The organism is Phaeobacter sp. 11ANDIMAR09, assembly GCF_001294455.1.
In the GTDB taxonomy this organism is placed as follows: Bacteria; Pseudomonadota; Alphaproteobacteria; order Rhodobacterales; family Rhodobacteraceae; genus Pseudophaeobacter.
In genome coordinates, this window is record NZ_LIKT01000030.1 from 1 (window position 1) to 14,259 (window position 14,259).

The 14,259-nt window shown below is 58.0% G+C and carries 13 protein-coding genes; 9 read left to right on the top strand and 4 right to left on the bottom strand.

Translation table 11 applies throughout. From position 1 onward, the window contains the following. The coding region (locus AN476_RS19210; protein WP_054463399.1) for an IS5 family transposase at nt 1-368 on the top strand (368 nt) is incomplete at its 5' end. A 139-nt stretch (nt 369-507) separates the two neighbouring features. Here the strand turns inward: AN476_RS19210 and AN476_RS19215 are convergent. From AN476_RS19215 to AN476_RS19230, 4 genes are read right to left on the bottom strand one after another with little or no spacing between them, the layout of a single operon-like run. Further along, nucleotides 508-1,536: an extracellular solute-binding protein gene (locus AN476_RS19215; protein WP_054463400.1), complete on the bottom strand. Its 1,029-nt coding sequence runs from the start codon at nt 1,534-1,536 to the stop codon at nt 508-510. A gap of 21 nt (nt 1,537-1,557) precedes the next feature. Then, nucleotides 1,558-2,364, bottom strand: coding sequence for an ABC transporter permease (locus tag AN476_RS19220; protein ID WP_054463401.1), 807 nt, complete (start codon nt 2,362-2,364; stop codon nt 1,558-1,560). Then, nucleotides 2,361-3,287, bottom strand: a complete 927-nt coding sequence (locus tag AN476_RS19225; protein WP_054463402.1) for an ABC transporter permease — start codon at nt 3,285-3,287, stop codon at nt 2,361-2,363. Before AN476_RS19225 ends, AN476_RS19220 begins: the two co-directional genes overlap by 4 nt. Further along, nucleotides 3,287-4,378 (bottom strand): ABC transporter ATP-binding protein, encoded by a 1,092-nt coding sequence (locus tag AN476_RS19230; RefSeq protein WP_054463403.1) that lies wholly within the window; start codon nt 4,376-4,378, stop codon nt 3,287-3,289. The genes AN476_RS19225 and AN476_RS19230 overlap by 1 nt, the downstream gene beginning before the upstream one ends. Before the next feature lie 326 nt (nt 4,379-4,704). Between AN476_RS19230 and AN476_RS19235 the strand changes: the two genes are divergently transcribed. The 8 genes from AN476_RS19235 (at nt 4,705) to argE (ending at nt 14,178) form a co-directional block, all read left to right on the top strand. Next, nucleotides 4,705-5,985 (top strand): NAD(P)/FAD-dependent oxidoreductase, encoded by a 1,281-nt coding sequence (locus tag AN476_RS19235; protein ID WP_054463404.1) that lies wholly within the window; start codon nt 4,705-4,707, stop codon nt 5,983-5,985. 20 nt (nt 5,986-6,005) lie between these two features. Further along, nucleotides 6,006-7,148 (top strand): aromatic ring-hydroxylating dioxygenase subunit alpha, encoded by a 1,143-nt coding sequence (locus AN476_RS19240; protein WP_054463405.1) that lies wholly within the window; start codon nt 6,006-6,008, stop codon nt 7,146-7,148. 36 nt (nt 7,149-7,184) lie between these two features. Then, nucleotides 7,185-7,601: a RidA family protein gene (locus tag AN476_RS19245; protein ID WP_054463406.1), complete on the top strand. Its 417-nt coding sequence runs from the start codon at nt 7,185-7,187 to the stop codon at nt 7,599-7,601. Nucleotides 7,602-7,692: 91 nt separating this feature from the next. Then, a complete protein-coding gene (locus tag AN476_RS19250; RefSeq protein ID WP_054463407.1) occupies nt 7,693-8,367 on the top strand; it encodes a DUF1028 domain-containing protein in 675 nt (224 codons plus the stop codon). Nucleotides 8,368-8,381: 14 nt separating this feature from the next. Next, the gene (locus tag AN476_RS19255; RefSeq protein WP_054463408.1) at nt 8,382-9,878 is read left to right on the top strand and encodes an aldehyde dehydrogenase; all 1,497 of its coding nucleotides are present in this window, start codon (nt 8,382-8,384) and stop codon (nt 9,876-9,878) included. A gap of 30 nt (nt 9,879-9,908) precedes the next feature. After that, nucleotides 9,909-10,838 carry a LysR family transcriptional regulator gene (locus tag AN476_RS19260; protein WP_054463409.1) on the top strand — a complete coding sequence of 310 codons (930 nt, stop codon included), beginning with the start codon at nt 9,909-9,911 and terminating at the stop codon, nt 10,836-10,838. A 121-nt stretch (nt 10,839-10,959) separates the two neighbouring features. Beyond that, nucleotides 10,960-13,029, top strand: coding sequence for an NAD(P)-binding protein (locus AN476_RS19265; protein WP_054463410.1), 2,070 nt, complete (start codon nt 10,960-10,962; stop codon nt 13,027-13,029). A gap of 9 nt (nt 13,030-13,038) precedes the next feature. Beyond that, nucleotides 13,039-14,178: an acetylornithine deacetylase gene (argE, locus tag AN476_RS19270; protein WP_054463411.1), complete on the top strand. Its 1,140-nt coding sequence runs from the start codon at nt 13,039-13,041 to the stop codon at nt 14,176-14,178. The last annotated feature ends 81 nt before the right edge of the window (nt 14,179-14,259 follow it).

Genomic DNA, 14,259 nt, shown 5'->3' on the forward strand with positions numbered 1-14,259 from the left:
TTACAGACGCGTCTGGCCGCCCGCTGCGAATGTTTCTGACGGCTGGCCAGCGGAGCGATTACATCGGTGCCCGGGCCCTACTGGACGGCCTTCCTGCCGCCGAACACATGCTGGCGGACCGTGGATACGATGCGGATTGGTATCGAGAAGCCCTTGCAGACAAGGGGATCACACCATGCATCCCGTCCCGAAAGAACCGCAAGGTGCAGATCCCCCATGACGAAGCCCGATACCGCAAGCGCCACAAGATCGAGAACAGCTTCGCCCGGCTCAAGGACTGGCGGCGGGTCGCAACACGCTACGACAGGTGCCCCAAGGTCTTCCTGTCGGCATGCGCATTGGCTGCCGTCGTCATGTTTTGGTTATGAATCCTGACCCTAGACCTATGAGTGGATACTAAATACTTCATGGATTCTTTACTGATCCAGATTCCAGAGAAGAGGGTCGAAAGAGGGCTGCCGGGCGGTCACGGGGTTCCATGACTACCCGGCAGCTGTGTGTCTAAGGCTACTTTTTCACATTGGTCCAGATCTGATCATAGACCGCCTGGGTGGCCTTGTCGCAGACCTCAATAAAGGCACCGGCTCCGGCTGCTGCGGGCGGGTTGGCTTCCGGCAGGCTGGCCAGTTCCGGGTCCAGGAACTCTGCCGTACCGGACAGGCCAGAGGCATAGCGGGCATAGTTGGACACGGCAGCGATGTTTTCTGGCACCAGCAGGAAATCCATGAACTTGAGCGCGTTTTCCCGGTTCGGCGCGTCTTTCAACAACACGACATTGTCCATCCACACCACGTAGCCCTGCGTTGGGAAGGCGTATTGCAGCGTGTCCTTCTCGGCCCGGGCCTTGGCCGCAAAGCCATCGTAGATCATTCCTGCAGCGGCATCGCCCGAGACCAGAACCTCTTTGGCGGTATCCGAATTGAAAGACGCCCAATGCGCCTTGGCGCCCATCAGCATCGCATTGAGCGCCTTGAGCTGGTCGCGATCGGTCGAACATTGCGGAATGCCCATATGCAGGGCCGCCATGGCCAGAACTTCGCCCTGGCTGTCCAGCAGGTTGATCTTGCCCGAGAGTTCAGCTGGTGGGTTGAATAGGATGTCGGTGGTATTGATGTCGCCGTCATAGACCGTTGTGTCGACCGAAAAGGCGGTCGAGCCCCACTGATAGGGGATCGAATGGGCGCGGCCCGGATCAAAGCTTGGATCGGCCCATTCGGCGGCGATATTGCCTTTGTTGCTCAGCTCACCCTCGGCGATGGTATCCAACAGGCCTTCGCCGGCCATGATGGCAACCATGTAGTCCCCCGGCACCGACAGATCATAGGTGCCCAGTCCCCCCGCTTTGAGCGAGGCCAGCATGGCTTCGTTTGAATCATAGGTATCCATGGTGACGGTAATGCCGGTCTCTGCGGTGAATTTATCCAGCAGGGCCTGCGGCATGTATTCAAACCAGTGATACAGAACCAGATTGCCCTCGGCACTGGCCGCATTTGCCATCAAGGCCAGAGCCATGGCGGATGTTGTCAGAAATTTCATAGTATCGTTCCCCTGTTGTGGTTATTTTGTGTTGTCCGATTTTGAGACGAAGTAAGAGATCGTCACCATCATGATCGACACAGCCAGCAGCATGGTTGAAATCGCCATGATGTTTGGTTTGAGCCCCTGTTTCACCGAACCAAAGATCGCCGTCGGCAGTGTCTCAACACCGGCGCCTTTGACAAAATTGGTGATGATGAAATCATCAAGACTGACGATGAAGGCCAGCAGAAAACCCGAGACAATGCCCGGCATCATCAGGGGCAGCAGCACCCGGCGAAAGGCCTGCGTCTTGGTCGCATACAGATCCATTGCCGCCTGTTCATAGGTGTCCTCGATCCCCTGCATCCGCGCCTGAATGGGCAGATAGGCAAAGGGAATGCAAAAGGCGGTATGGGCCACCAGGATCGTCAGGAAACCGCGGGTAAAGCCGATCGAATTGAAAAAGATCAGCGTCGCCACTGCGGTGACGATTTCGGGCACCATCAAAGGCAGGCTGATCAGACCCAGCGAGGCAGTGCGCAGCCGGAATTTGCCCCCCCGCACGATGGCGGTGGCAGCTGCGGTAGCAATGGCAGTCGAAAGAGTTGCCGCCACGATGGCAATAACAAAGGAGTTCAGCGCCGCCTGTTTGAACTTAGCGCTCTCAGGGCCAACAAAGACATCGAGATACCAATGAAACGACAGCCCTTCCCAAACCGTGATCGATTTGGACGCGTTAAAGGAATAGAGGGTGACGACAATCAGCGGCGCATAGAGGATCACCAGGCACAACAGGGTTATGCCCTTGAACCCAAAAAAGGTTTTTACATCGGTTTTAGCGCTCATGACAGATCCTCCGCCTGGCGTTGTTGGCGCGCATAGATCAGCAGAATGGTCAGGACCATGGTCAGCAGGATCATCGAAATCGCCGCTCCAAAGGGCCAATTACCAGCGTTGCCTTTGAATTGCTCTTCGATCAGCGAGCCGATCATGAAGTTCTTGGCACCGCCCAACAGATCGGGCGCAAGGAAGGCGCCGAGGCTGGGCACAAAGACCAGAATGCAGCCCGCGATCACGCCGGGTTTCACCGCTGGCAGCAGAATGCGCCGCAGGGTCACCCATTTGGTTGCATAGAGATCTGCCGCCGCTTCGCTGAGCGCGAAGTTGTAGCGCTCAACCGAGGCATAGATCGGCAGCACCATAAAGGGCAGATAGCTGTAAAACAGGCCCAACTGTACCGCCAGATTGGTATTGATGATGTGCAGGGGGGTGTCGATCAGCCCGATATTGACCAGAAAATCATTTAGCGGCCCCTGATCGCGCAGCAGAAACTTCATCGAGACCGTGCGGATCAACAGATTGACCCAATAGGGAATGGTGATCAGAAACACCCAGATAGCGCGATTTTTTTCAGGCCGTGTCGCAATGAAATAGGCTGTCGGAAAACCGATCAGCAGCGACAGGATCGTGGCCGCACCGGCCTGCCAGATCGAGCGCCAGAAAATTGCGATATAGGTCCAGTCAATCTTGGCGGGTTCATCCCCAAAAAGCCCGCGATCAAAAAAGAACTGATCATAGGCAGAGAGCGAGAACTCCCAGATGACACCGCCCCGGAATTCTTTGGTCAAAAAGGAATAGACCATCATCATCAAAACTGGTGCCAGGACAAAGATTCCGACCACCACCCAGCTGGGCAACAACAGCCAATGCCGGGCTTTGGCATAGGTGTCGGATGCGGCCGAACCGCCGCTTGCTGCGCCCCCCGCCATCAGTCAACCAACAGGCGCGCCGCGCCATGCTCCATGTTGACATAGGCCTGAGCGCCCGGTTCAAAGATCCGCTTGGTGCCTCGATCGGAATTCGAGGTCCGAACAGTAAAATTTGGCCCCTCCGCCAAGTCAATGATGGTGGTGATATCGGTGCCGATAAAGATATTCTCGACGATGGTCCCTTTCAGGCTCTCGCTCTCGGTGGGGTGTTCGGATAAAAACAGACGTTCGGGGCGGATCGACATATGCACGCGCGCGCCCCGTTTTACCTCATCCACCGCGTTGCAGGTCAGCTCATGGCCACCGCCCAGATGGCAGGTGGCGCGGCCTGCCTCGATGGCATCCACCGAAACCTCGAGCAGATTGGTCTCGCCGATGAAATCCGCGACAAACATATTGCGCGGCGCCTCATAGATGTCCTGGGGCGCACCCAATTGCTGCATCCGCCCAGCCGACATGACGGCAATGCGGTCCGACATGGTCAGGGCTTCTTCCTGATCATGGGTCACAAAAATAAAGGTGATCCCGGTTTCGCGCTGGATATGTTTCAGCTCGATCTGCATCGCCTTGCGCAGCTTGAGATCCAGCGCCGAAAGCGGTTCGTCCAGCAGCAGAACCTTGGGCGAGGGCGCAAGCGCGCGGGCCAGGGCAACACGTTGTTGCTGCCCGCCTGACAGCTGCGCGGGTTTGCGGCTGGCGAACTGGGACAGCTGCACAAGATCCAGCATTTCTCCGGCGCGGCGGCGCGCTTCGGATTTGGAGGCTCCGCGCATTTCCAACCCAAAGCCCACATTGTCCAGGATCGTCATATGCGGAAACAGCGCGTAGTTCTGAAACACCGTGTTCACCGGGCGCTGATGCGGCGGCAGGTTCTCGATTTCTTCGCCATAGAGGAAGATGCCCCCTTCCGAGACGTCCTCGAACCCGGCAATCATCCGCAACAGCGTGGTCTTGCCACAGCCTGACGGTCCAAGCAGGGTGAAAAACTCATTGTCGCGGATGCTCAAAGAGATCTTTTGCAAGGCGGTGAAATCACCGTAGCGTTTAACGGCATCGCGGACGTCGACCGCAATCTGGCTGGCATCTGTCATAGCGAAGATCCCATGGTTTGAAGGAATCCTAGCCTTGGGAAAGAGCTGCTGTCGTGTCCCCCCGAAGGGGGATAGGGATATATGCGCATGGTGACCTCCGAGTCTGCGTTTAAAGAGTACGCGCGACACATCTTTGTAAAAATTCGTATCTGGCGAATGTTGGATTAGGCTAAGGCTTTGCGATGCCGAAACTGGTTAGCCCCACCCTAATCAACGCTGATGCATATCGTTCTTTTCTGGTTCTCACCGCGTGTCACACTGCCCAAAGCGGGAGGTGTCGGCAGAAGCGATAGGCGGCTCCCGGTCAGATTGAGAGGACAGACATTATGGCCGTTGAAAAGGTAGATACGCTTGTTGTGGGGGGTGGTCAGGCGGGCATCGCGCTCAGTGAACACCTGGGAGACCGCGGCGTGCCTCATCTGGTGCTGGAGAAAAACCGGATTGCCGAAGCCTGGCGGTCACGGCGCTGGGATACTTTGGTGACCAATGGTCCGGTCTGGCATGATCGGTTTCCCAACCTGGAGTTCCCAAACAGCCAGCCGGATGAATTTGTCGGCAAAGATGCTGTTGCTGACTACCTGGAATCCTATGCAGAAATGGTCCAAGCCCCCATTCGCACCGGTGTCGAAGTGATCAAGGCCAAACGCCTTGCGGGCCAGGCCGGGTTTCTGGTTGAAACCTCCGAAGGGCAGATCGAAGCCAAACGGCTGGTTGCGGCCACCGGCGCCTTTCAACAGCCTGTGATCCCGCCGATTGTCCCCGACACTGCCAATCTAACTCAATTGCATTCCTTCCACTACAAGAACCCAAACCAACTGGCTGAGGGCGCGGTTCTGGTGGTCGGCGCCGGCTCTTCGGGCGCGCAGATCGCGGATGAGCTGCAGCGCGCTGGGCGCAAGGTCTTTTTGTCGGTGGGCCCCCATGATCGCCCGCCCCGCCGCTACCGGGGCCGCGATTTTGTCTGGTGGCTTGGGGTTCTGGGCCTTTGGGATATTGCCGCCCAGGCTCCGGGCACCGAGCATGTCACCATCTCGGTCAGCGGTGCCTATGGCGGTCGCACCATGGATTTCCGCCGCCTTGCGAGCGAAGGCGTGACCCTGTTGGGCCTGACGGATACATTTGCCGATGGCAGGCTGAGCTTTCGCGATGATCTGCAAAAGAACATTGCCGGTGGCGACGCAAATTACAAAGAAATGCTGGATGCGGCAGATGCCTATCTCGAGCGCAACGGGCTGGATCTTCCCGCCGAGCCGGAGGCGCGCAATGTCTGGCCTGACCCCGACTGCCTGACCAACCCTATCACCTCGCTTGATCTGGCGCAGGAAGGCATCACCACGATCATCTGGGCCACCGGTTTTCGGCAGGATTTCAGCTGGATGGATTTGGATGCCTTTGATGACAAAGGGGCGCCAGTGCATCAGCGCGGTGTGTCCATCGAGCCCGATGTCTATTTCCTGGGCCTACCCTGGCAATCCCGACGCGGATCCACGTTTTTGTGGGGTGTCTGGCATGATGCGAAACACATCGCGGACCAGATTGCCACGCAACGCGCCTATCTCGACTATGATGGCGCCGCCGCCATCGTTGCCTCTGCAGCAGCTGAATGACCCGACAAGAGAGAGAACCCATGGCCAAAGATCATCTGGACCCCGTCGACGCATTGCGCCAGAACACTGCCCAGCCCTTTGAGCGGGCGCAGGCCATGCCCCCATCGGTCTATACCTCCGAAGCCTTTCTGGCGCAGGAGCTGGAACATATTTTCTCCAAGGATTGGTTCTGTGTTGGCCGCGCTGATGCCCTGGCAAATCCTGGGGACTACACCACCTGCGAACTGGCTGGTCAGCCCATCGCAGTGATCCGGGATCGCGATGGCAATCTGCGGGCCCTGTCCAATGTGTGCCTGCACCGTATGTCCACCCTACTAGAAGGCAGCGGCAACACCCGGGCCATTGTCTGCCCCTATCACGCCTGGACCTATAATCTGGACGGTTCCCTGCGCGGCGCCCCGGCGATGACCCTGAACGAGGGGTTTTGCAAGGATCAGTACAAACTGCCCCAGGTCAAATGCCAGGAGTGGCTGGGCTGGGTCTTTGTCACGCTAAACATGGATGCCCCTGATGTGGCAGAACAGCTCAAGCAGGTCGAAGAAATGGTCTCCGGCTATGGCATGACCAACTACACCGAGACCTTCTTTGAAGAGCATGTCTGGGACACAAATTGGAAAGTCCTGGCCGAGAATTTTATGGAGAGCTACCACCTGCCGGTCTGCCATGCCGGCACGATTGGCGGCTTGTCAAAGCTGGAAGATATGATCTGCCCGCCGGGCCTGCCTGCCTTCAACTATCACACCATCCTCAAGGAGGAGTCGCTGCGCATCGCCATGGCGCATCCCGACAATGACCGCTTAACCGGAGAAGAGCGCCGCACCACCTATCTGCTGGCGATCTATCCCAGCCTGTTGATCACGCTAACCCCCGGCTATTTCTGGTATCTTTCGCTGCACCCAAAGGGGCCCGGCCAGGTCCACATTCGCTTTGGCGGTGGCATGTCCAATGATTTTGCCAATGACCCCGATATCGAGCAGAATTTTTCCGATCTGAAGGCCCTGTTGGATGAGGTCAACATTGAGGACCGGGGCTGCACCGAAAAGGTATTCGTAGGCCTCAGCTCGGAGCGCGCCGTTGCTGGTCACCTGAGCCATCTGGAGCGGCCAAACTATGATTTTGCGCAATATCTCATGGCCAAAATCGAAGCCGGGCAAGCGGGTTGACCCCCGCCCGGCCAGACCACAGCGACAGGAACCAAAATGGCACATACACGCATTCGCAAATTCAACACCTCGGATACCTATCCCGAGCAGAACCTCGACAATGATCTCTGTCAGGCCGTCGTCACCCAGGGTGGTAAAACCGTCTGGCTGCGGGGACAATGCCCGCAAAACCTGGATGACGCGGTCAATATCGACAGTCATGACCCGGTAGAGCAAACCCATAAGGTGATGCAGAACATCAAGCAGCTGATCGAAGAGGCCGGCGGCGAGATGAAACATCTGGTCAAGGTGGTGGTCTATATCACCGATGTGCGTCACCGCGAGGATGTCTACCGCACCATGGGCGAATACATCAAAGGGGTGCATCCGGTGTCGACGGGCCTGGTTGTCCAGGCCCTGGCGCGCCCAGATTGGCTGGTCGAAATCGACGGCACTGCAGTCATTCCCGACTGAGGTCGTAAATGGCAAGGATGAGGGGGCTCTCTGCCCCCTCACACTCCCCCGAGGATATTTGTGGCCAAATGAAGATTGGAAGGAAGAAGGGATGACATTTTCCTTGGTGGCGCGCTGCGCTGAGACGGGCATGTTTGGAGTGGCGATTTCTTCGTCCTCACCGGCAGTGGCAGCGCGCTGCTCCTATGCGCGCGCAGGCGTCGGGGCTGTGGCATCTCAGAACATCACTGACCCCAGCCTGGGGCCGCTGACCCTGGATCTGATGCAGGGCGGAATGGCGGCGGATGAAGCCATCGCCGAGATCCGCAGGCGGGGGGAATTTGTCGACTACCGCCAGGTTCTCGCTGTTGACGCAAGCGGCACCACCGCCATTCACTCCGGCCCCAATAGCCTAGGTATATGGAGCCAGGCGCAGGGGATGAATGTGGCTTCTGGCGGTAATCTCTTGGCCAATGAGGGTATTCCGCAGGCCATTGTAGATGGATTTATGTCCAGCTCGGGCCATCTGGGGGACCGGTTGATCGCAGCCATGCGCGCAGGGCTGGCAGCGGGTGGCGAAGCAGGGCCGGTGCATTCGGCGGGTATGATGTTGGTTGATCAGGTCGCCTGGCCGGTGGCGGATCTGCGCTGCGACTGGACCGAAGATTGCCCGATTGAAAACATCGCAACCGCCTGGAATGTCTATAAACCACAGCTCGACGCCTATGTTCAGCGTGCATTGGATCCGCGCGAAGCGCCCTCCTATGGCGTTCCAGGCGACGAATAAACAGGAAGATCATCATGTTGGACTATAGCCACGCAGATTGGAAATCGCGGGCCAAAGCGCTGCAGTTTCACAGTCAGGCCTTTATCGGCGGCAAGTTTGTCGATGCCCTATCAGGCCGCACCTTTGACAGCATCAACCCCGCCACTGGCGAGACCTTGAGCGCCGTTGCCGAATGTGATGCCGCTGACGTGGATCTGGCTGTTGTTGCGGCCCGTCGCGCTTACGACTCCGGATCCTGGTCACGCATGGCACCCGGCGATCGTAAGGTGGTCTTGCTGAAACTGGCCGATTTGATCCGGGCGAACCTCGCAGAGATGGCGCTGCTCGACAGTCTTGATATGGGCAAGCTGGTCACGGACGCGGCGACAATCGACGCCCCCGGTGCCGCGCATTTCTTTCAATGGCATGCCGAGGCCATAGATAAGCTTTACGACGAGGTCGCCCCCACTGGCCCCGGCGATCTCGCGCTGGTGTCACGGGTGCCGCTAGGGGTTGTCGGGGCCGTGACGCCCTGGAACTTTCCGCTTGATATGGCGACCTGGAAATCAGCTGCAGCCCTTGCCGCAGGCAACTCTGTCGTACTGAAACCTGCCGAGCAATCCCCGCTGTCTGCGCTGCGTCTGGCCGAGCTGGCGGCAGAGGCGGGCATTCCCGAAGGCGTCTTCAACGTGATCCCCGGCTTTGGACATACTGCCGGGCAAGCCCTGGGCCGCCATATGGATGTGGATTGCCTTGCCTTTACCGGCTCCACTCAGATCGGCAAGAAATTCATGGAATACTCCGGCCAGTCCAACCTGAAACAGGTCTGGCCCGAGACCGGTGGCAAAAGCCCCAATCTGATCTTTGCCGATTGCGAAGATCTGGAGACCGCCGCCGACATGGCCGCCTTTGGTATCTTCTTTAATCAGGGCGAAGTCTGTTCGGCCAATTCCCGGCTCTATGTCGAACGCTCGATCAAAGGCGCCTTTGTTGAAAAAATGATCGCCCGCGCCGAAGCTACCCAACCGGGAGATCCCCTGGATCCGGCGTCCAAAATGGGGGCCATTGTCGATGCCAGGCAGACAGAGGGCATCATGGCCGCGGTTGAAGCTGGCAAAGAGACCGCCAGGCTCGTCACCGGAGGAGCGCGCGCCTTTGTCGATGGCAAGGGCTGCTTTGTACAGCCGACGATCTTTGATGATGTGGATCACAACGACCCCTTGGCGCGGGAGGAGATCTTTGGCCCGGTGCTCTCGATCATCCCCTTTGACAGCGAAGAACAGGCGATCAATATGGCCAATGACAGCATCTACGGATTGGCGGCCTCAGTCTGGACGGATAATCTGAGCCGCGCCCTGCGGGTGTCGGATCAACTGGTCGCCGGGACTGTTTCGGTCAATACGGTTGATGCGCTCTCAGCCCAGACCCCGTTTGGCGGGATGAAGCAGTCAGGCTTTGGCCGTGATCTGTCACTGCACAGTTTTGACAAATACACTGCGCTGAAAACAACCTGGATCAAGTACAAGGCTTGAACCGGGTCACTCACAGGGCATAATGACACTATGGCATTGCGGTTCACTCTTCGGCAGTTGGAATATTTTGTCGCCGTTGGCGAGGCCGGCTCGATTGCGCAGGCCAGCGAAAGGGTGAATGTCTCTTCACCCTCTATTTCGGCGGCGATCTCTCAGCTTGAGGACGAGTTTGGCCTGCCGCTGTTTGTCCGCAAACATGCACATGGGCTCAGCCTGACACAGGCTGGGCGGCAATTCATGTCACAGGCCAATCAGGTGCTAAGCGAGGCCGAAGCTCTGAACCGCCTCGCCGGTGATATCTCTGGCAACGTTCAGGGGCCACTGAATATCGGCTGCCTGCTGAGTTTCGCCCAGGTTCTGCTGCCCGCGATCCGCCGCCAATTCGAGCTGAAGTATCCAGATACCCGCGTCAGCCAGGTGGAAACCGATCAGTCCCGCATCATTGAACTGCTGCGCCGTGCCGAAATCGACGTTGCCTTGTCCTATGATCTGGAGATCCCGCCGGATCTGGAATTTGTGCCGCTGCGCAGTCTGCCCCCCTATGCCATGGTGCCCGAAGGCCATCCCTTGGCGCGGCAAAATGAGGTCGGTGTCGAAGAGCTGCTCGACTATCCGATGGTGCTGTTGGATCTGCCGCTCAGCAGTGACTATTTCCTTAGCTTCTTTGATGCCACGGGGCGCAAGCCACGTGTTGTGGAGCGCACCCGTGACATGGCCGTCATGCGGTCTTTGGTGGCCAATGGCTTTGGCTATGCCATCGCCAATATCCGCCCCTATTCCGATCTCTCCCCGGATGGGCGACGGTTGGTGTTCATTCCGATCAAAGGGGAGCAACGGCCGATGCAACTGGGGCTTATCATTCCAGAGGGTGCGCGCAACGTATTGACTGTAAATGCCTTTATAGATCATGCCAGCGAAGTCATTCAGAATTGGAACTATCCGGGGCAGATAATTAGCTAAACCTGGCAGGCCCATCGCTTAAGCTTTGCCTAAGCCACGCTTTCGCAACCTTGTCTTTAGGCTAATCCAATCTTCTGTCACCTTCGTCTGAAACTGTGATCCCGACAGGAGCAAGAGAGACGTGCGCGACCAACGGTATGATGTCCTATTTGACCCAATGAAAATTGGCCCGGTGACGGCCAAGAACCGCTTTTACCAGGTGCCACATTGCAATGGTGGCGGGTATCGTGACCCCTCTGCGGCAGCCGAAATGCGCCGTTCCAAAGCGGAGGGCGGCTGGGGGGTGATCTTTACCGAACAATGCGAAATGCATCACACCTCGGAAATCACCCCCTTCATCGAGCTGCGCCTCTGGGAAGACAAGGACATCCCGATGCTGCGCAGGATGTCAGACCGGATGAAGGAACATGGTGCTCTGGCGGGTATCCAGCTGGCCTACTCGGGCGTCAATGGTCCGAACCTCTATTCCAAAGAGGTGCCCCTGGCCGTTTCGGCGCAGCCAATCCGCACCTTTACCAATGATCCGGTTCAGGCTCGCGCCTTGGACAAAAGCGATATCCGCGATCTGCGCCGCTGGTTTGTCAATGCCGCGCTGCGTTCCAAAGAAGCCGGCTTTGACCTGATCTGTCTGTATGGGGCGCATGGGTTTGGCATTTTCCAACATTTCCTGAGTCGCGCCACCAATCACCGCAGCGATGAATATGGCGGCAGTCTGGAAAACCGGTCGCGCTTTGTGAATGAGGTGATCTCGGACATCAAAGATGCTGTGGGCGACACAATGGGCATTACCCTGCGGGTGTCATTGGATGAAACCATTGGCGATCTTGGGTTTTCCAATGCCGAGGTGCGCGATTTTGTCGAAATGAACCGCAATCTACCGGATCTTTGGGATTTGGCTCAGGGCACCTGGGAAGATTGTTCCGGCCCCTCCCGCTTTAAGGAAGAGGCGGCGCAAGAGGCGCTGGTCAGGGGTATCCATGAGCTGACAGACAAACCGATTGTTGGCGTTGGACGTTTCACCAGCCCGGATGTGATGGCCAAGATGGTGCGCAATGGCACGCTTGATTTCATTGGCTGCGCCCGCCCGTCCATTGCGGACCCTTTCCTGCCCAAAAAGGTCGAAGAGGGCCGGATCGAAGACATTCGTGAATGTATCGGCTGCAATATCTGCATCACTGGCGATATGACCATGTCGATCAGCCGCTGCACCCAGAACCCCACTTTTATGGAGGAATGGCGCAAGGGCTGGCATCCCGAGCGGATGAACACCAAAGGTGACAGCTCTAGCGTGCTGGTGCTTGGCGCCGGCCCTGCAGGACTGGAAGCCACCCGGGCCCTGGCCGAGCGGGGCTACGACGTGGCCTTGGCCGAAGCGGGCAGAGCCATTGGCGGCCGCGTTGCACGGGAACGCCTGTTGCCCGGCCTGTCGGCTTGGGGACGGGTCGTGGATTACCGCGACTATCAGATCAGCCAGAAGCCCAATGTAGAGACATATTTTGACAGTGCCCTGGACGCCGACAGCATCCTGGAGTTCGGCTTTGAAAACGTCTGTATCGCCACTGGCGCCAAATGGCGCCGCGATGGGGTGGCCCGCCAGCATGTGGTGCCCTTTCCAACGGATGATCATATGTCGCTGTTTACACCGGATGACCTGATGGATGGCGCAAGCCCCACGGGGCATGTCGTGATCTATGACGATGATCACTACTATATGGGCGGTGTCATGGCTGAACTGTTGGTGCAAAAGGGCTGCACAGTCACGCTGGTAACTCCCGCAGCCTATGTCAGCGAATGGACCCTCAACACGCTGGAACAGCATGAAATTCATCGCCGCCTGGCACGTTTGGGCGTAATGATTGAACTCAACCGTGGCGTTTCCGGCATTGGCAAAGACCATGTAATCACCAATTGCATGTTCACCGATCAAAGCCGCCCCATACAATGTGACGCTGTGCTCTTGGTGTCTTCCCGCCAGGAGAACAACGGCGTTTACGCTGATCTGGTGGCCCGGCAGGAGGAATGGGCCGATGCCGGGATCAAATCGGTGAAGCTGATCGGAGATGCCAATGCACCGGGCCCGATTGCCTGGGCCACCTATGCCGGGCACCGCTATGCGCGGGAACTGGACGCAGAGGACATTGGCGATGCCCTGCCGTTTCGCCGCGAAATCACTGAGCTGGCTGCCGAATAAGGAGCCTTTATGACTCGCACCCTAGAGATATTGGATCGGTTGATCGCCTTTCCCACGATCAGCGCTGACAGCAATTTGGCGCTGATCGACTATGTACAGGGTCTGTTGCAGGCCGCCGGGGCCGAGACGGTCCGTCTTTTGTCGCCCTGTGGCCAGAAGGCGGGACTCTTTGCGCGGATAGGCGCGGGCAGCGGTGGGGTCTGCCTGTCTGCCCATACCGATGTCGTGCCCGTGGCGGGCCAGAAGTGGAGCACGGCCCCCTTCAAGCTCACCGCGCGTGGCGATCGGCTATTGGGGCGCGGCACCACGGATATGAAGGGATTTCTGGCCTCGGCTCTGGCCTGTGTCGAACGGGCTGCACAGCTGCAATTGGCCGAACCTTTGACCCTGGTGATTTCCTATGACGAAGAGATCGGCTGCGTCGGCATTCGTCAGATGATGCCTCAGCTGGAACCGCTCTTGGGAGATCCACGCGCCGTGATTGTGGGTGAGCCGACCTCGATGCAGGTCGCCATCGGACACAAGGGCAAGGTGGCTTTGCGCGTCACCTGCCAGGGGGAATCCGGGCATAGCGCTCTGGCACCAGAGTTTCGCAATGCCATCCACCTGGCTGCAGACTTTGTCACCGCGATGCGCGAACTGCAGGATGATCTGGCACAGGGCGCCTGTGACAGCGCCTATAGCATTCCCTATTCCACGATCCATATTGGCAAAATTGCAGGGGGAACAGCGCTGAACATTGTTCCAGATCTGGCGCAGATCGACATGGAGTTTCGCCATTTGGGACAGGTCGACCCTGCGGCGTTACGCTCCCTGATCGAAACCAAAGCCCGCCAGATCAGCCAAAGGTACAACGCCCCCAATGCAATTCAGGTGGCCGAGGTGAACGCTTATTTCGGGCTGGGCACTTTGCCTGAAGCGCCAGTGGTCACTTGGGCGCAACAGTTAACCGGCGGCACAGCAATAACCAAAGTTGCCTTTGGAACCGAGGCTGGTTTTTTTGCCAATCTCGGCCTGCCCGTTGTTGTGATCGGCCCCGGCGACATGGCCGCAGATGGGCATCAGCCGGATGAGGGGCTCAACCAGGCAGAGCTTTTCCGCTGCGATGCCTTTATGGACCGGCTGCTTTTGGACCTGAAAGCTCCCTGACAGGGGGCCAAATTTTCCTGTCTCGCCCTCAGCAAAGCCCGTATTGCCAGACGCGTCGACCGGATCGCGGGTCACGACACC

Excerpts from the sequence above, each read along its gene's own strand:
- AN476_RS19215 (WP_054463400.1), bottom strand. The coding sequence starts at position 1,536 with ATGAAATTTCTGACAACATCCGCCATGGCTCTGGCCTTGATGGCAAAT.
- AN476_RS19220 (WP_054463401.1), bottom strand. The coding sequence starts at position 2,364 with ATGAGCGCTAAAACCGATGTAAAAACCTTTTTTGGGTTCAAGGGCATA.
- AN476_RS19225 (WP_054463402.1), bottom strand. The coding sequence starts at position 3,287 with ATGGCGGGGGGCGCAGCAAGCGGCGGTTCGGCCGCATCCGACACCTAT.
- AN476_RS19230 (WP_054463403.1), bottom strand. The coding sequence starts at position 4,378 with ATGACAGATGCCAGCCAGATTGCGGTCGACGTCCGCGATGCCGTTAAA.
- AN476_RS19235 (WP_054463404.1), top strand. The coding sequence starts at position 4,705 with ATGGCCGTTGAAAAGGTAGATACGCTTGTTGTGGGGGGTGGTCAGGCG.
- AN476_RS19240 (WP_054463405.1), top strand. The coding sequence starts at position 6,006 with ATGGCCAAAGATCATCTGGACCCCGTCGACGCATTGCGCCAGAACACT.
- AN476_RS19245 (WP_054463406.1), top strand. The coding sequence starts at position 7,185 with ATGGCACATACACGCATTCGCAAATTCAACACCTCGGATACCTATCCC.
- AN476_RS19250 (WP_054463407.1), top strand. The coding sequence starts at position 7,693 with ATGACATTTTCCTTGGTGGCGCGCTGCGCTGAGACGGGCATGTTTGGA.
- AN476_RS19255 (WP_054463408.1), top strand. The coding sequence starts at position 8,382 with ATGTTGGACTATAGCCACGCAGATTGGAAATCGCGGGCCAAAGCGCTG.
- AN476_RS19260 (WP_054463409.1), top strand. The coding sequence starts at position 9,909 with ATGGCATTGCGGTTCACTCTTCGGCAGTTGGAATATTTTGTCGCCGTT.
- argE (WP_054463411.1), top strand. The coding sequence starts at position 13,039 with ATGACTCGCACCCTAGAGATATTGGATCGGTTGATCGCCTTTCCCACG.